Here is a 24,681-nt window from a genome sequence, read left to right on the forward strand (position 1 = left end):
CGCTTATGCTTCCCCTTTCTTTTTTGCGGCACGTTTTTCTGCTCTTCTGTCTGCAAATTTTCCAAGCGTCGGTTCCAGTTTTCGATACAGGAAGTTGCAGAGCGGAATACCGACAAAAATAGCCATGTAAATTCCGTCGATACCGGAAATCGTTTCACTGGCGCTGGCAAGTGCAGAGATCTGGTTCGCCATCGTCGGATAAATCTCGGTCAGTGAAGCGGTGGCGCTCGCCATCATGATGCCGGCTCCAACGCCGGAGGCCATACCGAGAGCATACGGATGGAAAATATTCAACATTGCGATTACGGAAACCATAAATCCAAAATAGATGGTGCCGACCATACCGCCGACCACGTAAATGGAAAGGCTGCCACGCGCTTCCGGGGAATCCGGTCCGAACATATCGGTGATAAGAGCAAGGTTTGTTTCACGGTTGATCGAATGAGTGGCTCCGATCGCTTCCCGCTTTAAGCCGAGCAGAAGTGCCAGCGGCATTGCAAGAAGAATAGTTCCAAGGTTTCCGAACTCCTGTAACAGAAGTGCAGGACCAGCAGAAATGACCGTTTCAATGCTGGCTCCCGCATTGATGCCAAGCTTTGCAATAAACGGACAGATTGCCACAATAACGAGTTTTGATGCTGCTTTTACTTCCTTCGATTTTACGATTTTAGTCACCTGCGGACCGGACAGCACACCAAGAATCAATGCATAAAAAATCGGGAACAAAATAAAGTTTCCCGGTCCCAGCGGGATCTTGACCTGTCCGATGGAATCTGCGATCAGAATGAACACAAATGCCAGAACATAGATCTTCCACTCAGCCTGAATACGGCTTTTCAGTGATGAATACGCATACTTTTCCTTTTTCATAACATTCTCCTCCACCATTGCTCTTTTTATGGTTCATTTTTGTTCTGTCTTGCAGAACAAGATGTATTCTAGCGGATTCGCGGTATGAAAAAAAGGACATATGGGATGTTTTCGGGGAAATTTTTCTTCTTTTTTAGGATTTCTTTTCTTTTTTTGAAAAAGTCATAGTCAGACATTGCGTCCATGAAAAAAAATGTGATATACTCACCGCAGTAGATGTCTGACCGCAAAATGAGCTATGCCAGACGCAAAACTGGTTTTGTGATTGCACCAAGGAAAGAGAGTCGAGAAAATATGACACTAGAAGAACTGATCAAAGAAGTTCCGGCACTTGCCCCCTATTTCGAGCATATGCCGGAAGAACTGCATAACCGTTACACGATCCGTGTCTACCCGCCGGGAACGATTATTCACCAGAAAGATTATAAACTGGAAAAGTTTGGCATCATCGCCAAAGGAGAGCACCGCGTCATCAATGAATTTCAGAATGGCAATGTTTTCATGATCGAAAAGAACGAACCGATCGATTTTGTCGGAGAAGTGACGATCCTGGCCGGAATGGAAAAGACTTCGGTTACAATCGAAACACTGACCGAGACAACCGTTGTCTATTTTCCCCGGAAAGACTTCGAGGACTGGATTGTCAAAGATATTCAGCTTCTGCGGCTGGTCGCCCACAAAATTGCATACAAGCTGTACCGCTCCTCCTATAACCGCGGCGCACGACTCTTCTATCCGCCAAACTTCCTGCTGCTCGACTACATTCTAAAACAGGCGGCGCACCTTGGCATCGAGCGAAAAAAAGAAATCATAATTCAGAAAACGCGGCAGGAGCTCTACGAAGAATGCGGTATTACCGTAAAAACGCTGGGACGAACGATCAGCAAACTAAAAGAGGATGGCGTGATTTCCCTGAAAAAAGGGAAAATCGCCATGACGCTGGAGCAGTATCATCTGGCGCAGAATACGATTCATCACTATGTTAATTATTAAAGCGTGCTGGAAAAATATTTCTCATTACGTTCTCCACTATTTCTTTAGATTAAGAAAGACCCTGCATACGCAGAGCCTTTCTTACATTTTCTTTCGAGGACTAACCCTTGATACAAAAATATGTCAATCCCAAATGCATTACTTCAGAAAGAGTTGACATATTTTATCTGGCATAGCACATGTGACTGCATCCATTTGGAAAAAGCTCTGCTTTCATCGCTCGGATATATTCTTCTTCCGTAGAAGAATCCTCCAGAATCTCCAGCGTGCGGCGCAGATTTCGGATATCACGCTCCATAAAATCGGTATAATTTCCCCGGCCTACCAGCTTCAGATGAGTGATTCCGGCATCGGAAAGCTGTTTTAATGTACACAGGCCGCAGCCGGTTGCGCCGCAGAGATAGCCATCATCTGATATTGGATCCGTCGTTTCCGATGCAGCATCATTTTCTAATGCCAAATCCCTTTCTAATTCAGGATCATTTTTCAATACAGAATCCTCTTTCGGAACTGAAACTCTCTTGTCCGGCGCTATATCCTTTTCCAAAAAGTTTTCTGAAAAACATCTGTTGGCACATGACACCGGTTTTCTCCAGTAAGGAACCCGGCAAAGATATCCCATTTCATCGCAGTGCAGGGAATTGCAGAAAGCACCACTGAACTGGCACAGTTCATTCAAAGCAAATGCCTCGAACTCCGTTGGATAAGTCCATTCTTTTCGAGCGGCTTCTTTCTGCGCAGTTATATGCCGAATCACTGCACGCATTTCCGAGATCGTATTTTTGCGCTGGAAAATGATCCTCTTCGGGTATTCTTTCGCAAAAACCTCTGTCATCGCAGAATTCACCGTTCCCAAATCCCCACTCAGATGCACCTCACAGTCGATCTTTTCTTTTCGCAGGTACACAAGCAGCGCGGGATCCGCAAGAATATAACTGTCAAACCCTATGCTGCGGCACTGTTGGATGATCTGCGTAATTTCTTCATACTGCTCCGGCCGGTAATACAGTGAATTAAACGTCAAATGCACCGGCTTCTGATATTTCTGCACCATATTAGCCAGAATTTCCAGTTCACTGAACGATCCGATTTGTACATTATAGTTTAAGACCTCTCTCCGATTCAGCGGCAGAACCGTTCCGTATTTTTCTGACCAGGAAAATGGAACGTAACCGCAGAACAGCTCGTCTGCACCGGCGCGGACGTAACGGGGATAGTCATCAATGGAGCCGAGGCCTGATGTGATTTTCATAAGTTAAATCCTTTCGCTTGCGCCTCATTCAAATTCAATCTCTTCCTCCGCCTTAGCATACAAATCCAGCTGATTTTCAATATCAAGTCTCTGAACCAGCCAACCTCTTGCAAGACACATCTTCACAAAATCGTCTATACGATTTACTCCATTCATCTCTCTGAATAACTGAGAAATTTTGCAGCAAAAACTTTCTCCAATAAGGATTCATACGAATTTTCTTTTGTAATCCAACACCATCCAAAATGGTATAGAAAAGATTCTCATCTCCAGATAACTTTGCCATGTATGCAATGAGTCTACTGTGTTTATCGTTCTTAATATACGACAGTTCCTCTTCCATTCCTTCAACATCAAAAAATGGATATAAAAGTTTATATGGGACATAGTCTGTCAATCTAGTTTTATCTCTTTTTAATTCCTTTTCACATTCACTTATAGCTTGCTTTAATTCTTCTTTTGACGGATTCTGAGATAAATCTGACACAGTATTGTTTAATGTGTTAATGGCATGTTCCAGAAAATTTGCTGCATTTCCATTAACTGTCGGACCAAGTCGAAGATGATAATGCGTCACTGTATGCCAAGCTTCACAGATCATCTCATCTATTACATTCTCAAATGAAAGATCTTCTTCTGATGTCTTCGTTAGGTTTAATATTGCTTCAAACCAGTAAAATTTATAGCTTTGTGCTTTATTATTAAACATACGGGCAAACTTGTCTGTATCCAAATTATTCTCATATACTAAGTCTAGATGCAATTTATGATCCATATTGCCCCTTCTTTCCTAACTCTTTATTTGCTTTGCAATTTCCAATAGTGCCTTGAAATTATGAAGCGCATCTTCCTTATCAGTATTAGGCCCCCAGCTAATTCTTATAGAGCTTTCGATTTGTTCTGTTGCAATCCCCATTGCAACCAACACATAGCTCGGGGAATAGCTTTTTGATGTGCACGCTGACCCATTTGATACTCCACAAAACTGTTTTGTCGATATCATAAGAGCCTCCGATGACACTCCATCAATACATATATTCAATGTACTTGGGACACAATAGTTCTGTTCTCCATTAAAGTGATATTGTATGCCAGATTCATCAAGCACCGTTAACAGTTCATTTTTAAGATCTTGGGAATGTTTAATATTCCTTTGATATTCAGATTCAGCTATTTCACATGCCTTTCCACATCCCGCAACCAATGCAACAGGTAGTGTTCCCGGACGGATGCCTCGTTCCTGCTGCCCACCATATAAAATTGCTTTCACCGGAGGAAATTTGTATGATTTTTTTCGTAGTACCAGAACACCAACACCCTGCGGTCCCATCAATTTATGTGCGCTAAAAGAAAGCATGTCATATTTTATGCTTCTGATCTCTTCTACCAATTTTCCACAACTTTGCGTTGCGTCTATATGAAAAAGGATCCCTCTTTCTTGCAGTTTTTCGCCGATTTCTTTCACTGGCTGAATAATACCAGTTTCATTATTTACATGCATTACGCTTACAAGAAGAGTATTGTCTTTAACCTTTTCCAAAATCTTTTCTTCGCTCACTCGTCCTGTTAAATCAGGAGAAACAATGTCTACGTCAAATCCTTCCGACTCAAGATGCTTTACTGTCTCCAACACCGCCTTGTGCTCAATAGCAGTAGTAATAATATGCTTTCTGTTACTTTTTTCCGCATACTCTTTAAGTCCTTGAATTGCGATATTATTGCTTTCTGTCGCACCGCTAGTAAAAAAAATTTCATCCGGTTTAACCTGCAGCAGACTTGCAACTTGCTTCCTTGCATTTTCAACAATACTACGTGCATTCTCACCAAAATTATGTGTCCGACTATCAGCGTTACCCACACTATTTTTATACACTTCGACCATCAGATCCAAAACTCTTTCATCAATCGGAGCCGAGGCATTATAATCTAAGTACACACTCATATCTATTTCTCCTTTATTGCAAGTTTTGCCAAATCTTCCGCTTTTTTAATGAATCCTGTTCCACACAGATGCGCAATTCCTCTTTCTAAATTCAGATGAAAATATTTTGCCACAGTATCGTCATCGGTAGGAAGATTCATCTTAATGCACCAAGCTTTCACTAAAGCCTCATATATTTCATAATATTCTCCGCCAAATGTGAACCAAGACATTTCCAAATTACTATCAGCCACAATAGGAATATCTGTAGGCAATGTCTTCTCACTTAATGAATAGCAAAGAGCCCACCTACAAAGAATATTCCAATTTTTTATTCCCGTTTTCCCTTTTAATCGGGACAATTGATCTTTTGCCTGTTGTGACAGGCGTACTTGTTTCAGTATCATAATTTTGCTCCAATCAAATAACCTCTCTCGATAGAGGTGCTCTTTGAATTTTCATCATAGTTAAGTGTAAACTCATCCCCTATATTTTCTTTCATCAACTGATAATACCCTGCATCTATTTCTGAATCTGTTGATAAAATAATAGTCTGTTCTCCAGCATTTGGAAAATATGTTGTAATCAACGCTGTTCGATGTAATGAATCCAATCTTGACAATGGCGTATCAATTATTACCGGCAACTTTTTCTTTGAGCATAGTGCTAATGCCCAGAGAATCGAAATAACCATAAGTTGTTGCTCGCCTGCTGATAATGAGTCTTTCGGAACCTCCGCACCATTTTCAGATAAATACCTAAGATCTAAAGATTCCGGATCCATTACTATCGTTTGAATTAAATTTTTCTTATTGGCTAGTTTCAAATAGCAATCAGTAATTGTTGCAGCCAATATATTTGTTTTCCTCTTTTGCAACTCAATCCGGTATTTTTCAATAACATTCAATGCAATATTGGAATACTTTATAATTCTATCCGAACTATCTTTAAGTTCTGCAGTTGATAAATACGCTTCAACATACTTGCCAAATTCTGAGGTTGCAGTCATCACTCGTGAATTTGCTGCACCACGTCTTTGTTCCAGTTCAGCAATCTTTACCTGATCATCGATAATCGCCTGCTCTGCTGCTTTTATTTTCTTATGAATATTCTTCAGTTCTTTATCATTAATATCCAGCATTAAATAACTATCAAACTCACTGATTTGCTTCACTAATTTTTTCTTTTTCTTTATAATTATCTTCGTTTCATCCGCAGTATTCTTCAATACTCCTTCAACTAAATTATTAGTTTGAAATAGAGCTTGTTCCGATAAACCATACACTGTTTCGATCTGATTATCTTCTGTATGTTTTTTTACATATTCTATGAAATCTATTCCTGCTTTTTTATCTCCTAAATACTCTACAGCAAAATCCTCAAAAATATTATCCAACTGGAGCACCGCCTCTTGCATAATCGAGTCTGTATGCTCATCCGTCGCTTGCAACTTAATTTCAACCACTAAATCTTCAACCAGCAACATTGGCAATGCATCTGCCATCAATTCATGTAGTCTATCTTCTACGTTTGATAGTTCGGCCATTAAATCAGCTCTCTTTTTTAATGTTTCCTGTCTCTTTTCAACTGCATCTCCACCCTTCGCTGTATACAACTGATGTAATGCCTCTAACGAATCGTTATCCTTGATAAGCTTTTGATTCATTTTTTCTATTTCGGCATCAATAGTAGTTAGAGCTTCTATTGCCGATTCCTTTTCCTCACGCAATACCTGAATTTCCTCTACGGATTTTTTCTCACTTCCGATTTTGTCTACTTTTTTTAAGTTACGCAGAATATCATTACTCAACACGTCAAGAACTGATATACCAAGCATGGAGCGAATGGAATTTTTCAATTGTATATTCGTATTATCAACCGCTAACTCAGCTATTTTTTCTCCGTCAAAAAAGAAGAAACTAGATAAGGCACTTGGCAAAATATTCTCAACAAACATCGGCCAATTGTTGGTCAAGAATTCATTATACGTCCCATCCTTATATACAAGTATCTGCTCTTTAGTTCGTTTACTAACGGCATCCCACTCTCTTCTTACGATATAATTTTCTTTTATCTCGTTATTAATTTCAAATTCAAGTTCTACACTACAGGTTTGATCGTCTGATCCTCTATTAACAAAAGATCTTAAATATTGTATGTATGATCTCTGTTTACTTTCCGAATATGCAAAAGAATTAGAACCATATAATGCCAGTAGAACAGCCTCCAAAAAAGTTGTTTTACCCCTTCCATTCATACCGCCTATTAAAACCACCGGTTTGTTTCCTTCAAAAATAAATTCATTATCTCCGGCGTATACACCAAAATTATGTAATTGAAGCTTTTTTATTATCATAAGTTATTCTTCCTCGTCATCTTCAAATTCAGATTCAAGCGGTTGGTAATCCAAAAACTTCTCATTATATTTACCACCATGTTCTTTTCTACGACTCATCATGTCTGAATAAAATTGAGTTGCATCATCCTCATCTTTATAGAAAGTCTTGCTTATTGTATTATTAATGTCGTCAAGGATTCCTTTTCTCTGGTTTACTCCTGATGCTTTGTTCTCCAAATCTATTAACGTATACATCATTTCAAAAGCTAATTTTTCATCTGGATACATCTCTTGACAAACTCTTTGCAATATTTCCCATTCTTCATATTCAAAATTTTCATTATGAATCCACTTTGGATCTTCAAATTGCTTTCCCATTACACGCTCATATATTCTCGGTAATGCATCATCAAATTCATGTTTGTCGTTTACCCATATTCTGCGAATAGCCATTAGTTCTGGCATTCTAATAAGCTCAAGTTCACGAAATTCTTCAGGGCCATTTTCATTTATATCTTTCTGAATACTTAATAATCGTTCAAGCCATTGTTCTCTGAACTCTTTCTTATATGGTCCATGAAAAAGCTTTCCATAATTTCCCTGCAAGTTACCTTTCATTCGCCGAAAACTTCTTCTCTCTCGATCGCCATCTTCATTTCCAAATTCATTTCTAAACTCGAGAAGCGGAGTCATCCACTCTTTCTCTTGATCATTTGCTATCATTGCTTCCATAGATTTGTCTTTTTCGACCATTGTACACACCCAACATCCAAATCTACTTTTGCCACACGATGGAGCAGATTTGTCTACCTGCAAAGGACATTCATTATCAGCTGTAGCTCCTCGATACATGGTCATAAGATCCATATTAGAATAACCCCATGGATTTTTATACTGCATCAGGAATGCCCAAACATCATCATCTGTCCAATCTTCCATTGGAGAGAATACCAATTCGTTTGCAAGCGTTGGATTTGGACTCAACAATTCTCTAACTCTCTTTTTTTCAAGATTGGTCATGGTTCTATTTCGTCTTGAGCTTTCTTGCTTTCTTGTTCCAAGAACCAGAATCACTTCACCATGCTCAGCTATTTTATTCTTAATGAAGTCATTTACTGGCTGAATCTTCAATCGATCTGTACACCAACGATATTTCATTCTTGGATACGGATATCCTCTTCCTATCAAATTCACCCAAAAAGTATTATTGTAATCGGGGATCAATCGTTCTGGAACAAAAGGAAGCTTCTTTTTATCAGCTTCTATCCTCATATGTTCTAATGATTTCTCTACCCACTTTGATACCACCGGTGATTCCACCAATGTGTCTGTATTCATAATATGAATCGGCTTATTTCTTTCCTCTACTGGGAGTTTTTCCATTGCCATCCATACAAGCTGAACAGCTGCAGTACTATCCTTACCGCCGGAATAACCTATCATCCACGGGATATCATCTGCTAAATATAGATTCTGTATTGTGACGATCAATCCGTCTATTCGTTCTTTCGCAATTGCCATATTATTGTCCCTACTCTTCGATTATTTTTTTCAATGCCTCTTCTGCATTTAATTCTTCTTGTGATAATGGTATTCCTATCTGCTGTTTAATAACATTTGCAATTAGTAATGCTGCTTTTTTATTAGTAATAATACGTCCATTTTTACCAACCGCACGCATATACCATTGTCTTGCATTTCGGCTCCAATTTATTTTTTCGATATTAGCCATTGTTTTTTCCATTTCATTCTGATGTAAATATAAATAACTTCCAACCCTGCCAAACGCCTGAATTACAATGCTTTGCGTTGCAATAAAATTCTCTCTAAGATCGACTTTCGTAATTTCTCTGTTTTGTAATTCCTGCCACAATTTCATATGTTTTGCTACCAGTGTCCAGAAGTTCAAAAGGAAGTGCTCGCTTTCACTCACATCATTTCTACCCACAATACTCTTATTGGCTGTGTAAAAAGTATTTAATGTAAAAAGACTCGACGAATATTTTCCTAAAATATCCTTTTCTTTATCTGTATAGGTATTCAAAAATTCAATATTCCAAATAACATTTCTCGTAACAACAGCCATTTCATCCCTAGAGTCATACAATTCTGAAATAGAATTTGATGTCTTTACTGCATTTTTATTAAGATCAGTAAATATCTGCTGACTCCGTTTCAAACCCTGATCAGAATAAAAAACAATTGAAATGGTTTCTTCTTCAAGTGAAGAATCCTCTTCTAGCGCAGCTAAAATAGCTGATTTTCTGTGCTGTCCGTCATTTATTAAAAAATGGGCATCCATAGAAACTTCTAAAACACCTGCATCTGCATTTTGACTGCTAGGCTCATAAGAGAACATACCATCAATGGATGCTGCCAATGCCGAGAATACATAGGAATCCCTATTATCCAATATATATTTGCTGATAATTGGAATTCTGGCTTCATTTAACTTTCTTTGTGCTCGATACTCCGGCAACACAAATTCTTCTTCATCTACCGGAAACAATTTAGACAACATTTTTAATGGAACCATTGCTATATAATATTCCGTCCCGGCTTGAAGTCCTCTAACTACAGGAAATCTATATACAAAATCCATAACTCCTCCATAAAGCGAAAATAAGGATATACTTAGTAAGCGCTTTTTAATTCGATGACTTGCTCTAGCTTGAAATAACCTTCATAATTATAGCTAGGAAATGCAAGCATTTTACTCTCTAATCAATGCTGGAAATGCGAGCGTTTCACTTCACCTCTTATGAAGGAGCAACAGAATGAGAAAACCACGGATATCAGCGAAAGAACAATACCAATTGATCATGCAGTGCCGCCAGAGCGGTCTTTCTGATCACCAGTGGTGCTTGGAACACGATATCCACCCAGGAACTTTTTATAACTGGGTGCGGCGTCTGCGCCAGAATCCTGATCTTATTATTCCGGAGAAAACGGAACCTCAGAACAGATCAGTACCCAGGCAGGAAGTTGTAAAAGTAGAACTGACATCAGCGGAGCCGCCTTCGCTTTGTCAGGAAACATATCCAAGTCCCATTTGCGGAACTTCAGATGCTATGGAACTTTCTTTTCATGGCATTACTCTGCGGATTCCAAATGGGACGGATCCCCAGCTGCTTGTTCATCTGCTGTCTGCATGGAAGGAGCTTCCATGTTAGGTGATATCACAGCCGCCGATGAACTCTACATTATAACCGGTTACACCGATATGCGGAAATCAATCGACGGATTGTGTGCTATCGTTGAAAAGCAGCTCCATATGGATCCCCGCAGAAAAGCCTTGTATCTCTTTTGTGGGAAGAGATGTGACCGCGTAAAGGCTTTACTTTGGGAATCCGATGGGTTTGTACTTCTTTATAAACGCATCGAGGTACAGGGGCGGTTCCGCTGGCCCCGTAACAGTACGGAAGTAAGACAGCTCACCTGGCAGCAATTCAACTGGCTGATGTCTGGGCTGGAGATTGAACAGCCAAAAGCGTTCCGACCGCCGGACTGATCTGAAAACCGGCTGGAACAACCGGATTTTCTGCTTCTTTTCTCACCGGTTTTATGTTAAAATAAGACCAGAAGACAAAGGAGGCAGGGATGATGGCAGGCAGCGCGGCAGAGATCAAACTCCTGGAATACAAGGATACCATAACCCAACTGAATACACTGCTCACAGCACAGACAGAACTCAACCGTTCCCTGCAGAAAACTGTGAAAGATCTGCGTCAGGATAACAAAAACCTGATGGAACAGATCGATTACCTGACGAAAAAGCTTTTCGGCACTTCCAGTGAAAAAAGCAAAGACATCGAAGGTCAGCTGTGTCTGTTTGATGAAGCGGAACAGGCGGCTGATCCACAGGAGACAGAAGAAAGCACCGCTGTCACAGTCCCAGAACATCAGCGAAAAGCAAGGCGCACCCACGAAGAGCTGTTCAAAGGAATTCCTTCCCGCGATGAAGTTCTGGAACTCCCGGAGGCAGAACAGCTGTGCCCGGTATGCGGAAGCAGGCTGGAAGCCATCGGGAAAGAATTCGTACGTCATGAATTCCGTTTTACTCCGGCAAAAGGCGAGGTAGTAAATATTTATCGGACTACCTATAAGTGTCCGGAATGTACGGAAAAAGAGGAACTGGCAGACAGCCCTGCTTTTGTAAAAGCCGAGGTCCCTGAAGCTCTGATCCCGAACAGTTATGTATCACCATCTGCAGCTGCATGGGTCATGTACCAGAAGTTTGCCAATGCAATGCCCCTGTACCGCCAGGAACAGGACTGGAAGCAGCTTGGTGTCGGTTTCAAGCGGGCAGCTTTAGCAAACTGGATCATCTACTGCGCACAGAATTACTTCCGTCCAATGTATGACTACTTTCATCGTACACTGCTTGCCAGAAAGTATCTGATGGCAGATGAAACACGGATCCAGGTATTGAAAGAACCCGGCAGAAATCCGGAAACAGAATCGTTCATGTGGCTGTTCCGCTCAGGGGAAGATGGGCTTGCGCCGATCATTCTTTTCCATTACACAGAGACTCGCGCAAAGTACAACGCAGCCGCATTCCTGGATGGCTTCCAAGGCGGATACCTGGAAACAGATGGATACCAAGGATACAATGATCTGCCCGGTGTAAAGCGGTGTTCCTGTTGGGCGCACATGAGAAGATACTTTGTGGATGCTGTTCCCAAGGGAAAAGAGTTTGATTACAGCAATGCTACCGTCCAGGGCATCCAGTTCTGCACGAAGCTGTTTGATTATGAACGGATCGCTGCCGAACGAAAAATGGATCCGGACCATCGAAAGGCATACCGTCTGCAGAAAGAAAAACCAGTACTCGATGCATTCTGGGAATGGCTGGAACAACAACGTCCCCACCGTGGAACCCGCTTCGAGAAAGCGGTGAACTATGCCCAAAATCGAAAAGAGTCGCTGATGATGTATCTGGAAGATGGCCATTGCAGTTTTTCCAATAACTTAAGTGAGAATGCGATCCGTCCATTTACCGTTGGTCGAAAGAACTGGTTATTCAGTTCCAGTTCAAAAGGTGCTGAAGCGAGCGCTCTTACCTACACAATGGTAGAGATGGCAAAAGCTAATGGTTTGAATGTTTACCGCTACCTGGAATATCTGCTGGAACATCGGCCCAATGCCAAAATGACGGATGAACAGTTATCCGAATTGGCACCGTGGAGTGACAGTGTGAAAGCGAGTTGCCAGAAATAATAAATGTAGTAAAATGCTTGCGTCTAGTAATGGCGCAAGTATTTGTTTTATCTGACGCTAGAATATAAAGCTCTTACTATACTTAAGTACCTACTTAAGTATATCCCATATGTATCATTCTGTCAACAAGTGCCGTTTTTACTCAGAGATTTCGCTTTTAGCAACGCATATTTATAAGTAGCCCCTTTTCTGTATTCACTTTTCCTTTTTTCCTCACAGACAGAACCATTATGCACAAAATTCCCCCTTTTCTGTTTGGAACCGTTTTACCTATTTCTTTTTCCTTTTATACAGCATATTCTATCCACCTTTTTCATACAAAATATCCTTTACTTTTTCTATCAGCAGTTCATCACAGAACTTTCGGCTTACACTCTTTCGGCTGATTCCGCTTCCTTCAAACGTTTGGACCCGTCGATACACATACAGTTCTCTCATGTTGAAACCTATGATCATCAGGTTAAATATAACTTCTGTCGCTGTGTGACAATAACAGTGCTTCGCGTGATAATACGTTTTTAACTGATGAAATCCATTCTCTTCAATATCCCATCTGCGCTTCATCATCTCCCACAAGATTCGGTAGTCCGCATGTTCCAGCGTAGTCACAAGCCACATCCAGCATTCGCTTTCCTTTCCTTTTTCTTCCCATTTTTCGCGATATCGGACCACACGGAGTTTATGCGGGCTGCCAGCTATCTCAAATCCGGAAAGATCCCAGACTTCAACCCTCTTTTTTCCTATGTTAAAACTCTTTTTTCTCCCCTCATCCCTCTGGAACATACTTTCCGCATCCTGAAACAAAAGCCTTCTTTCATCTTTAAGCCGGATCACGGTTTCCATACCGCATTCCTTCAAAGCATTGATAAACGGCGCATTCAAGTACAGCGCATCTGCCACAATTACATCCGCAAAATGACCATGCCTTTTCTTTAAACGCCGAATAAGTCTCTTTGCACCTGTCAGTTCCCCTTCATCTTTTCCAGATCCATCCACCGGTTTCAGCATTTCCTGTCCAAAGATTACATGGGGTGGTTTTCCTACTGTCATACATACCACACTCCGATGAAAGTATTCTGTTTTACCAGCCCCATTCTTCCTGCTCAGGCATTCTGGACAGGATTTTTTTGTACTGCTGAACAATTCCACACCATCTATGCCTGCTACTACATAGCCGCCTATGGTTCCTTCCCGAAATACACGGTTACGTTTTATAATATCAACCGTTTGAGCATGAATTTCCTCGATTTCTTTTGGATCTATTCGTGAAAGAAGATCTCTGACCGCATCGACTTTTGGGATTTTTCCACGGATACAGTTTTTCAGCCGTCTACCCATACTTTCGGGCGCTGAAAAGACAGTATGAAAGCTTTCGTACTGCAGTATCAGAAAAATCAATACAGGCATAACAAGGTTAAACAACGGAATAGATTTTCTCTTTCTTTCATCCGATAACCCCTTGATTTTTTGCGGAATTTTGTATACACTTTTCATATAAGTTAGCAGTTTCTTCAATGCTAATTTTTCATTAAGGACACCTTCTTTCGTTTTTATGTTGTGGTAACATAATTATACAATAAAAGGTGTCCTTTTTGGTTGTTTATCCAGAAAAAACAGTAATTTTTCTTTCAATAAGGGAATTCCCCATTCTGCTGGATGCGCTCTCGGCAAAACGGGAATATTATTTTCTAAAAGCGAAATCTCTGGTTTTTACTTTGCTTTCACAAATGATATTCTTATTTTTCTTTCTAACTGTTCATCCCGAATCCAAGCTAATACTTTGTCATTTAAGTCTTGTAATGTTGCCCTACCAGAATTTGTATTCTGTAGAAATGCTATTATTTCGTCATCTAATCCCAACTCCATTATTAGATAATCAGCCTCATTTAGACCATTATGCATTGTTTTATATCTTTCTACATCCAAGTCCCAATTCTCTGCAGGTTGAATTTTTTGCAAACATCTTCCAACATTATCCGGATCTATCCCTCTGATAGCCTCCAAAGTACTGACTGTAGCACTTGTCAAATCCGCATATTGCTTCGACCATTCTTTTTTCATACTACTTTGAAGGGTCTTAAATGTATTATCTGCATTTATAATACCGTCCGGTGAAGCCAAACCAGAGGCAACAATTTGTTCTAAAACATTCATTAGCTCAGATATTGACATCAAAATTTCATGATTCTTTGGCACGCTAAGATCAGTATATAAATACACCATTACATCTACAAAATGATTTGCCTGGGTAAGTAATAAACGATACTTAGTGTCCGCATTATCCTGCATGGCTTTATTATTTTTTATTGCAGTTTTTTTCTGAAGATCCTGCATAGCTTTTGTCGTTGTAACTAAATCATCAAAGATCATACCTTCACCATCCCTTCAATCTTTTGTCTACTTTGATTAATACTTACCAGTTCTGCAGAATATCTATTATTATCAGCAGAATCTTCACCATCCGGTCCTAATGCGGCTTTTTTATTTGCAATGATTGTTTTCGCTTTCGCTATCTCGGTTTCAAGGGCATCTATAACATTGATTAACCGATTTATAGTTGTAACAGGATCCCCAGAAAATGCCATTATAATGGTTAACGGATCATCTTCATCTAGCACCGCAGCAATATCCGAAATAGCTTTTTCAAGAATTGACACCTTCTTAATTCCATCTAGCGAAATCTCTTTCACATTAACCTGCGCTTTATTGGCTTCCTCATAAAATTTTTTTACTCTAGAAATAAATTCTGTTAATTCATCTTCTCCTATCTCATTGTCTCCAAATGCATCATATATTCTCTGAAGCTTAGCTTTTCCATTTTCCAATTCAGATTTAGCAACACTTTCAATACGTTCCTCTATATCATTTAAGAAGGTATATGCATCTCTACGTTGTTTAATCCTATCGTCGTTTTGTTTTTCTTCAGGCTCAATGATAAGCCGGCTTTTCTTAACCTTTCCAAAAACTTTTGAAAGAGCAATTGCATCCAGAACGACATTCGTACTTGCGCCACCCTGCCCTATGTTAAAATATCTTCTCACTGTCTGTTGATTATTTACATCTGCACTCTTTTGAGACATTACACTAACTAAAGATTTCCATTCACTGCAATGTGAATTTGATGTTGCTTTATTGGGCTTGCTTGCAAGTAAGGTCTGCAAATTAAAATTTTTTAAACTTTTTTCTCTAAATTCACCTGCAAGGATAGTCCGATATATTTCCGCTGCCACAGCCGCCTCAATATATTTTGTTTCAATTCCGCTTTTGTACTCTGATACCTTTGTTACCAACGTTTTCTTAATAGATTCTGTCCATGTCGTAATCAAATATGCATCAAAATCTGCGTCCGGATAATTCCAACTTTTATTTCCATATTCTTTCCAACGAATAAAAGCAAGAATAATATTTATACTATTCCAATTGGCAGGCAAAACATAGAGCCCTTCCTTTTTAGTTTGACCTTCAAGCGCTACCAAAAGCACTGCAGAATCTTTAACTTTTCTTGCATTATCCATCGTTATTCCTTCTACCTGCCAGTTAATTGCAGTAAACAGATAGTCTGGAATCTCATCATATATTGCCGAATGCACCGTTCCCGCTGCTCCTACCGTAGCAGAAATATCAATTTTCTTTTCATTCGTCCATTTTGTAAGTAGCGTATTAGCATCATTGACCTTTTTAATCTTTGCTGCAGAAACGACAATTTCACTTGCATCAATACTAACTTCAGATGTAACTTTGGGTGTTATAGCATTGTTTGAGGCTTTCTTTTGAGGTGAAGTTTTTGGTGCTTCAACCTTATCCATCTGCAAAACTGGAAAACTAAAATCATCATACATATCTTTGCTAATTGCTGAAATATATATTTTTCCGTTTTCTTCGTATTGATCCGGGCTTCCATTTCCCCATACGCTCATAAACTTAAGTAATCTATCCGCTGCATCCTGGTCGTCTAATTGCGAATGAATTCTAAAACTTAGCGTAGTATTCACATTTACAATCTTAACATCTATGCTCGGAAAATTTTCTTTATTAAAAATAGCATCACGAACAACCGGTTCAATAATATCACGGATAATATATCTTGGTGTCTGATGTCCTTTTTCTAACACATTATTATAAAAATACAGAATACTGTTCTTAGTAAACGGATAAATATTTATCTTTTTCCCATGTCCAACATTGATATATTCCCAATTTTTTCCTTCAACAACATCATGAATAGGATAATCCTCTGGATTAGCATGACCATTTACCCAATCAGATATAATATCTTCATTAAGGGACATTGTATTCACGTATCTAGCAACAAATTCATACAGTCCATCTTCATCAAGAACATCACTCGGAATATAAACATATTTTGTAATTCTATCCTTATGATTATCCTTAAAATTATGTTGTAAATAGTTATTTGTAGTACCTACAACAGATGAAATTCTACAAAGACTCTCTCCATCTCTTTTACCTGTATGTTCTTCAATTAATGCATCAAGCAATGCAGTATCTACTCCAGTAAAAGAAGTTACATCCTCAATAAAAAGAGTTAACTTCTTATCTAATCTGAAGAGTTCCTTTCGAATATCTAAAAATATTTGTTTAAAATCTCCCGGCTCAATGCCCGCACATCTTTGAATGACATCATTTCTAAACTGGTTCAAATAATCTGCAATCCTCTTCGCTGTAGTTGCTCCTTTTTCATCAGATAAAAGTTCTAACGCCAATCTTTCCGCTTTTCGATCACCACCAGCACGCTGAATGCTCTCATATAAATCTTGGGAAACTAAAAAGTCTTCTTTTTCAAATTGCGCAATTGTATCTCTATCAACCGTTGAATGCTCTGCTATCTTAGAATACATTCTTTCGATTGGACCATTTTTTCTTAATAGAAAATCATGCACAATTTCGTTATTAAGAAAAGCCACTACCTTTCTTTTCATCACATTCCCCAATAGAATATCATGGTCATCCAAATCATGGTCGACTTCAATGATAAAATTGTGATAGATCAAGTCTTTTAACTTATTTTCTTCAACGGAAATCGATGCTTTCACCAAGCGCTCGTATATTTCCTTATTACTGATTCCTTGCACTTCCGGTTTTTCCAGTAATTGCCGGATTGTTCCCTTTAAAGTATTATCACTACGCCTAATAAACAGTACTACTTCATCTTTAGGTTTACTCTGTTCATAACGTGCTGCAAACCATCTGATCAAATGAGATTTTCCTGTACCACTTTGTCCGTATATAGCTATAAATTGATGTCTATCTTCCGGATTAAGGATATACTTTTTAAAAATATCCTCTTCCGAAAAAGACTTTCCACCTGTTGGAGCGATATCAAATTTTTCTAAAACTTTTAATTTTTTTATCGCTACGTGGGTTGCCAGGAAATCTCCTTCAGATGTAGTAATAGAGTCCGGTCTAGCTACATATGATATTCTCTCTTTTGCTATTTTAGAATTCATAAATCAACCTCTCTTTACATAATGGTAATATGTGTAATCGTCGAATCATTCGAATAAGCTTTCAAAGGATACAATGTCCACATGTCTTCTTGATCATGAATGTGTTCCATCTTTATTTTCCCCGCATCCTGTAATGTTCTTAGACCATTTGATACTCCATAGTTGAATTTTTTAGCTGCAATGTCTGACATAACAATATTTGCCATAGGCGTAATTGCATCTACAAATTCACTTACCGAATACATTCTTTTCTTTTCTAGATTCGTGGAACTGATCACATCTTCCAAAAAAACATTGGCGTTTGGAATTACGAACATTTCTTGTAAATATCCAAAGCCTAAAAATGACGCCCAAAATCTCCATGCTCTCATAGCTACCGCATCTACCGGCACACCAGTCATTTCGCTAAACATCGGACCTAAATTTGCAATGTTCTTATCCTCCTTGAAAATGTCATTTCCCTTATCGAAATACGCATTTGTAACCAAATAGAATTGTCCTGTATCATACAACTCCAAATGAGAGTTTATATACATCCTCATTGATTCTATATTTTTTACGATCTTTGGATCAACTGCCAGAGAAATAAGATCATCCGATATTGTAACGAGACCTAATTCTTCAGCTGCATTTTTATAATCATTAAAATATACCGACCCGTTCCCTAAAAATTCTGGTTCCATTTTGTTTTTCAATTCACTTGAATATATGGATCCTTTTTCAACGATTTTGCACAACGCAAATACTCTTTCCGGAATTGCAGTTGTAACCATTTTTTCTTTAAACATTATCGTTCCTTTCTATGTGTAGACTATGTTAGGTTGCAAGCTTGGTCCATCCACAAGTTCAACAAGTGTCTTTCCCGCTTGAACAATATACACATCTTTCTCAACTATATGAACAATCTTAGTTGAAGCTCTTCCACATAAGTTATTCTTAACAATCACATATTGTTCCCCTATTTCATTTTCTTCTTTAGGATAGATTACTGCAATCAACCCAGAAATGAAATAGAATCCTCTCATCTTAATTAACTGATACGCTTCATCCAAACTGAAAATCATCATGTTTCTGTTCGGCTTTATTTTCAGCAATATATTCTCTCCGTTAAAGTGATCCGGAACAATAATCAATGATACGCCTTTCTCTACCAACTTGCTTATCAGATTTTTCTGATCGCTTTCATCGGCAACGACAATCAATTCATTAGCTGTTCCAAATAGAGCCATCTGTTCATCTGATAAAGTTTTTAATGGTTCAGATACTCGATTTTTAAGTGGAAATTTAGGCATATCACCTACAATTACTTCACTATGTGCATTACATCCCGCACAGTATTCAAATACTTTGGAATAAGTATCCGTAAACAATTCAGATATACATTCCTTGCAATTTTCCCGTACAGCATTTGATATTGCATTATAAGATCTACTGTAATAGTTCCACTCTTGTTCACGTATCTTTTTAATATATTCAACAAGTTCATCATCCACTATTCGAAGTCGATCATCTTCAATTTTAATCAAAATCATATAACGGCCATGATCAATCTTGACTTCAAGAATCTGAATCATATTATATCTACGCAAAAAGAGAAGTACGTACACATTCCAGTTCATATCAGCATCACTTGTCGGAGAATCATCAAATTCATCCACCTCTGCATAATTGGGTTTTATGGATGTATCTATAAAAACCCTATTGTCCGATAATCGAACAGACTTTCGATTATTATATAAACTATCCCATCGACCGATTATCTTTTCAGATGTCAATACTTTTTTGATAATACGATCCCTACCGATTGTTGTATCTTCTGGTTGTAAGCACATTACACTTAAGCACGGCAAGCAGTCTCGCCCCCCTCGCCCTAATTCCTGATAATAAGTGTTTGCATTTTGTGGAATATATGTATGAATAACCGTCCTAACGTCACTCTTATCCACACCTACCCCAAATGCTGAAGTGGCAATAATAATCTCATATTCGTTATCTACCCATTCATCTATCAATTTTTTTCTCTGTGATTTCCCGGTCAATCCAGTAAATGTTCTCACATTATTGATTCCAACATTCGCCAGAGACTTCTTAATATTATCTGCATCCAAAGGTCTAGCCACATAAATAATCATAGGATGTGGTAATTTTCTTACCATCTCAATTAAACATTTTTGTTTTTCACTGTTATTTCGCAATCGAACAACACTGTATCTCGGTTCGTGTCTAAGTGCATCACATCTGATTTCAATCCATCTTCCGGATACTTCAAAAAAGTTTTTTAGTATTTCTACACATTTATCCTCGAAAGTAGCTGATAAGAGTATTGTTCGCAGAGATGGATTTGTCATTAATAGCATATTTCGCCAGGCCTCTAGACACTGATAGTCCACTCTGAATGCTGCCCCCCAATCAACAACAATGTGGGCTTCATCTATCACAATATTTTTTAAGTACCTGTCTTTGTTTGCCTCCCTAATCACCTTTGCAAATGCTGGATTTTCCAGAAGAGCTTCTGGTGAAATGAAAAGCATTCTAGCATTCTTTTTTTTAATTGCAGATAATATAGGTTCTGCATCAACTCCACTTGAGTACGAAAAGATTTCTCCATCCTTATTATCTCTTTTTATTATTTCTTTTGTTACTCGTTCTTGATCAATCGCTAAAGATACAGTAGGTACAATAACTATTGTTAATCCTTCTTTTTGAAAGGCAATAGTCTGTGTAATAAGACTCTTACCTCCACCAGTAGGTAAAGATACCAGTGTTGTAAATCCTTCTGGTGTATTTAACGCACCATATACTGCTAATTTCTGACCTAAAGACTTAAATTTTGAATACCCTGTCAGATTTAAAATCATTGGATCGGTAGTCAAATTATCATTATCATTGCCTGATTTCTTATTCTGAATTTCTCTTAAAAAAGCCTCTTTGACGAACTTCTCATTAACATCAAAAGATAGTTGGTATGATGCGAAATATTTACGTTCTACATCATCGAATGATATTCCAAATTTGTTGTTTTTTAGGAATTCATTCTGATTTATTCTTACTGATACATCAAAAGTAATAAGAAAATCTCTTAAGGCTAATATGTAATCATTCTTGAAAATATTATTTTTCTTATATAACGAATACGCCTTAGTCAACCTTTTTGCGGTATTCAAGTAAAACCGTTCATTGGCCGTTTCTTTCTCTCCGTACTCTATTTGAATATAAAAAATTTCGTCATTTATAAACTGCTCCGTTTCACTTATGATTAACTCTTTATTCATTACGCTCCCCAATCATCATTATAAAAGAAACAGATTCCAAATGGATTTTTGGATGCTTTATTGCATCTAATACTATTTTTTGCGTCTGTTTTAATTGCTCAATGCCTTCGTCATTTAATCCATAAAATTCGCTATTTGCGACACGTGCAGACAACGTTCTTTCCATTTCTTCTCTAGCACCTCGGATATTTGATCTTTTCTTTAATATCTCTAATGCTTTTTCGTGAGAATATTTACGAGCACTTAGAACATAATCTTCCCAATTTTCTCCACCAAATTTTTCTTTAAACCAATCTATATTACGGCCTTTGATTGTATCTTTTAAAAATCTAGCCTCATGACTTCTCTTTCCCAAATGTACTAGATTCGACTTGGCGTTAAATCCACGATTAATAATTTCTGTATATTCTCTAATAATAGTCTCATCATCTAGTTCGTCCACATTACTAATTGAAACAGGAATTATAACCTGTTCTGAGAATAAATAATTACGATAAGGACTCATTGCATATATCGAAACTCCATTATCAAGCAAATACGAAGTGTCCGGTGCAATCGACCAGGTAAATATCAAACCAATCCAGTTAATCCTACAAAACGTTGCGAACGCACTTGAGCACCCTTTGCATGAATTAATTGCATTATCAACAATACAGTCAAACACCTCATCGCCAGGTGCAAAAAAATGCAAATAATCATTTTCAATCGCAAGTTTTCTTGAGAATGTTCCGCGTATTGCTCTGTCTTGTGTTTTTCTTGCCATGCTTTTATCATAAGCATTCTGAACATTCATCAGAAATTGATTCTGTGCAGTATTCAGGTACTCATCCCAACGTGGTGGTATCAATTGTGAATTAATGGCAGCTTTAGCAGAAAACGAAGTTGCAGAATACGTAATCTCCCCATTCTTTTTTTCACTTCCTCGAAATCCAGCCAAGCTTGCCCAATTAGACATGGTCGAAGCAAACAATACATTCTCATTTTGTGAATAATATTCTATTAACTTTCTTAATTCTGCATACATAGGGCGATATATAAATCCCGCAGCATCAAAGTTTTGCTCTTTTCTTATCGCATCCCGCATTGTAGTTGCAAGTTCTACTATTTTAGGTATTCTATCGAATAATCCATATTTGAAATCATCATTAATTGCGGATATTATTTCATCATTTATTTCTTTCATGATAATTTCCATTCCACTCAATGAATGATTAAATATCTTCAAACCATCCTTGAAAAAACTAAATAACGCTTCTTCAAAAGTATCCTTGGTATGAACAACAACAGAGTATACAACCGGTCTCGACATATCTCTTTCCAGTCGATCTAATCGTCCTATACGTTGTTCAATCGCGCTTGCATCCCACGGAAGATCAATATGAACAATGTAATCTGCACATTGAAAATTACGTCCCTCGCCACCTGTACTGTCACATAACATTATTCTACATTCATCTTGAGTTTGAAAGCGATATGCATTCAACTCGATTTCTTCTGTCGACATACTAGCCCCAAAGAAACTTACTTCTTCCTCTGGAAAAACTTTTGTCAGCGCTTTCCGATATACATCAAATGTTTCTGCATAATTTGTAAACAACACAATTTTTTGATCATAAAAATCATCATACAATGCATTTATTACTATAACCAATCTTGAAGCATAGCTATCTGCATATTTATCCGGATCATCCAAAATATCATTGATGTGGTCAACATTGAACTGTTCTGATTCTAGCCATTTTCTAATATTATCTAAAATACTCCCGTCCATCTTGCTTGATTTAGCCTGCTTGTAAAAAGCCCAAGGTGAACTAAAAAATCTGGATAAAAGTGGTTTTATATCTAGTTCTACATCTAGTATGCCACTCTCCAATCCTTTAATAATCCAATGAGCAAAAACATTATATGACAATTGTTCATACGGGTTCCCTTCGTTATCTGTCAAATATGTTAATTCAATCAAATCTCTGCTAGCCATCAGTTGAACATCTTCATCTGTTGACTCTAAGATTTTCCTTCTATTTCGGATGATATTACTTTCAATCTGATAATTGCTACATATATATGAAATAATAACTTTTATTGTATAAACACCTAAATCATCATTTTCATACTTAATTTGTTGCAATAACTCATTCAATTTATCATCATCTAATTCATCACATATCTCTTCTAAATCCTCATGTATTTCCTCAAACAATTCTTCACATTCTTCAGAATCATGTGCACTTTCAGCAAGGCTGTTTATTTCTTCTTCAAAATCTCCAAGATCATCTAAAATCAAAGCAGTTTTTTGAATTATTTTACTCTGTTTAGCAATAAGTTTTCCAAATTTTTCCACACTAAAGGAATTGTATTTTTGCGGTAAAAGGAGCCTTAATAAATCCAAATATTCTTCTTTTTTCTGCTGAACCGGTGTAGCACTTAATAAAAGTATATTTTTTGCTAGTGTACTTATTTTATGAAGCTTTTCATATTCACTCTGTGAAAACAAATATTTATGCACTTCATCAACAATTACAAAATCCCAATCAGTAAACAAATCCTTTTCACTAAGTTCCTGTAATGTTTTTACTGTTACAGAATTATTATTTTTCCCCATTCCATTAGGTATATTGAATTTCAATAACAGTTCTGAAATCCATTGTTCTTTTAATACTTGAGGAACCACAATCAATGCCTTCTTATTACTCTGATTCATAGTATATATCTTGTATACTGATATAGCCTCAATTGTTTTTCCCATGCCTACTTCGTCAGCTAGCATATATCGACATGGTGACTCCTGCAGGCATCTCATAATCGTATTAACCTGATGTGGCATTAAATATATTTTTGATCCAGCCAATTCTTTAAAACCATAAATAGAATTTTCAAGAATATCCATACTTTTTGCCACAACAGCCCTTCCAAGATACCATGCTGGATTTTGGAACTCATAATTTTTCAACTGGACGCAAGGATCTACCTGACCGTTATTAAAAGCAGCTATAACGTCAGCCTCTGGCACCTTAACAACACTCGTGTCATCAAAGTTTTGAATATAGTACTTATAATAATCATCTTTGCATTTTTGACATGATAATACTTTATAGCTGGATCCCTTATACACAACTATCGATCCGATAAAAAAACTGCATCTATCTACACTTCCTAATGGCAATTCTATAACACCCTTCGGTAAATCTTCAAAAAATAGAAGATGCCCAAATGGATCATGAACTTTGACCGATACAGTCCGTTTAAACTCATCAATATTAATTATTTGTCCGCATACAAAAATTCGTGGTTCATACATGCTCTCTTGATCCGCTGGACATCTAACATACATCTTTGTTTTTAACATA

The 24,681-nt window shown here is 37.9% G+C and carries 18 protein-coding genes; 4 read left to right on the forward strand and 14 right to left on the reverse strand.

Annotated elements, in window-relative coordinates; genetic code table 11:
- Positions 1–3 precede the first annotated feature (3 nt).
- Positions 4–870 (reverse strand): DUF3100 domain-containing protein, encoded by an 867-nt coding sequence (locus tag DWX00_RS00710; protein WP_118594458.1) that lies wholly within the window; start codon positions 868–870, stop codon positions 4–6.
- Between the two features lie 294 nt (positions 871–1,164).
- Here DWX00_RS00710 and DWX00_RS00715 point away from each other — a divergent pair, with 294 nt between their 5' ends.
- On the forward strand, positions 1,165–1,863 hold the full coding sequence (locus DWX00_RS00715) for a Crp/Fnr family transcriptional regulator (RefSeq protein ID WP_118594459.1): 699 nt from the start codon (positions 1,165–1,167) through the stop codon (positions 1,861–1,863).
- Positions 1,864–2,026: 163 nt separating this feature from the next.
- On the opposite strand, the gene DWX00_RS00720 is transcribed toward DWX00_RS00715, so the two are convergent.
- The 7 genes from DWX00_RS00720 to dndB form a co-directional block, all read right to left on the reverse strand.
- Entirely contained in the window at positions 2,027–3,115 is a 1,089-nt protein-coding gene (locus DWX00_RS00720) for a U32 family peptidase (RefSeq protein WP_118594460.1), read from the reverse strand.
- 82 nt (positions 3,116–3,197) lie between these two features.
- A complete protein-coding gene (locus DWX00_RS19450) occupies positions 3,198–3,890 on the reverse strand; it encodes a hypothetical protein (RefSeq protein WP_147398222.1) in 693 nt (230 codons plus the stop codon).
- Positions 3,891–3,905: 15 nt separating this feature from the next.
- Positions 3,906–5,057, reverse strand: a complete 1,152-nt coding sequence (locus DWX00_RS00725) for a cysteine desulfurase family protein (RefSeq protein WP_118594461.1) — start codon at positions 5,055–5,057, stop codon at positions 3,906–3,908.
- A 2-nt stretch (positions 5,058–5,059) separates the two neighbouring features.
- Positions 5,060–5,443, reverse strand: coding sequence for a DNA sulfur modification protein DndE (gene dndE, locus DWX00_RS00730; RefSeq protein WP_118594462.1), 384 nt, complete (start codon positions 5,441–5,443; stop codon positions 5,060–5,062).
- Positions 5,440–7,392: a DNA sulfur modification protein DndD gene (dndD, locus tag DWX00_RS00735; protein ID WP_118594463.1), complete on the reverse strand. Its 1,953-nt coding sequence runs from the start codon at positions 7,390–7,392 to the stop codon at positions 5,440–5,442. The genes dndE and dndD overlap by 4 nt, the downstream gene beginning before the upstream one ends.
- Before the next feature lie 3 nt (positions 7,393–7,395).
- The gene (gene dndC, locus DWX00_RS00740) at positions 7,396–8,895 is read right to left on the reverse strand and encodes a DNA phosphorothioation system sulfurtransferase DndC (protein WP_118594464.1); all 1,500 of its coding nucleotides are present in this window, start codon (positions 8,893–8,895) and stop codon (positions 7,396–7,398) included.
- 10 nt (positions 8,896–8,905) lie between these two features.
- Positions 8,906–9,976, reverse strand: coding sequence for a DNA sulfur modification protein DndB (gene dndB / locus DWX00_RS00745; RefSeq protein WP_118594465.1), 1,071 nt, complete (start codon positions 9,974–9,976; stop codon positions 8,906–8,908).
- 175 nt (positions 9,977–10,151) lie between these two features.
- Between dndB and tnpA the strand changes: the two genes are divergently transcribed.
- The 3 genes from tnpA (at position 10,152) to tnpC (ending at position 12,594) form a co-directional block, all read left to right on the forward strand.
- Entirely contained in the window at positions 10,152–10,547 is a 396-nt protein-coding gene (tnpA, locus tag DWX00_RS00750) for an IS66 family insertion sequence element accessory protein TnpA (protein ID WP_118594466.1), read from the forward strand.
- Complete coding sequence (gene tnpB, locus DWX00_RS00755) at positions 10,541–10,885, forward strand: IS66 family insertion sequence element accessory protein TnpB (protein ID WP_118594467.1); 345 nt, start codon at positions 10,541–10,543, stop codon at positions 10,883–10,885. The genes tnpA and tnpB overlap by 7 nt, the downstream gene beginning before the upstream one ends.
- A 92-nt stretch (positions 10,886–10,977) precedes the next feature.
- Positions 10,978–12,594 carry an IS66 family transposase gene (gene tnpC, locus DWX00_RS00760; RefSeq protein WP_118594468.1) on the forward strand — a complete coding sequence of 539 codons (1,617 nt, stop codon included), beginning with the start codon at positions 10,978–10,980 and terminating at the stop codon, positions 12,592–12,594.
- Between the two features lie 300 nt (positions 12,595–12,894).
- On the opposite strand, the gene DWX00_RS00765 is transcribed toward tnpC, so the two are convergent.
- The 6 genes from DWX00_RS00765 to DWX00_RS00790 all read right to left on the reverse strand — a co-directional run bounded on the left by DWX00_RS00765 (position 12,895) and on the right by DWX00_RS00790 (position 24,680).
- Positions 12,895–13,644 (reverse strand): transposase, encoded by a 750-nt coding sequence (locus DWX00_RS00765; RefSeq protein WP_243037915.1) that lies wholly within the window; start codon positions 13,642–13,644, stop codon positions 12,895–12,897.
- Positions 13,645–14,304: 660 nt separating this feature from the next.
- The gene (locus DWX00_RS00770; protein ID WP_118594469.1) at positions 14,305–14,964 is read right to left on the reverse strand and encodes a hypothetical protein; all 660 of its coding nucleotides are present in this window, start codon (positions 14,962–14,964) and stop codon (positions 14,305–14,307) included.
- Complete coding sequence (locus DWX00_RS00775; protein WP_118594470.1) at positions 14,961–18,062, reverse strand: AAA family ATPase; 3,102 nt, start codon at positions 18,060–18,062, stop codon at positions 14,961–14,963. Before DWX00_RS00775 ends, DWX00_RS00770 begins: the two co-directional genes overlap by 4 nt.
- A gap of 14 nt (positions 18,063–18,076) precedes the next feature.
- A complete protein-coding gene (locus tag DWX00_RS00780) occupies positions 18,077–18,850 on the reverse strand; it encodes a hypothetical protein (RefSeq protein WP_118594471.1) in 774 nt (257 codons plus the stop codon).
- A gap of 12 nt (positions 18,851–18,862) precedes the next feature.
- Positions 18,863–21,334 (reverse strand): DEAD/DEAH box helicase, encoded by a 2,472-nt coding sequence (locus DWX00_RS00785; RefSeq protein WP_118594472.1) that lies wholly within the window; start codon positions 21,332–21,334, stop codon positions 18,863–18,865.
- On the reverse strand, positions 21,327–24,680 hold the full coding sequence (locus DWX00_RS00790) for an SNF2-related protein (protein WP_118594473.1): 3,354 nt from the start codon (positions 24,678–24,680) through the stop codon (positions 21,327–21,329). The genes DWX00_RS00785 and DWX00_RS00790 overlap by 8 nt, the downstream gene beginning before the upstream one ends.
- Position 24,681 lies beyond the last annotated feature (1 nt).

Source organism: Blautia sp. AF17-9LB (assembly GCF_003479185.1).
GTDB classification, from domain to species: Bacteria; Bacillota; Clostridia; order Lachnospirales; family Lachnospiraceae; genus Fusicatenibacter; species Fusicatenibacter saccharivorans.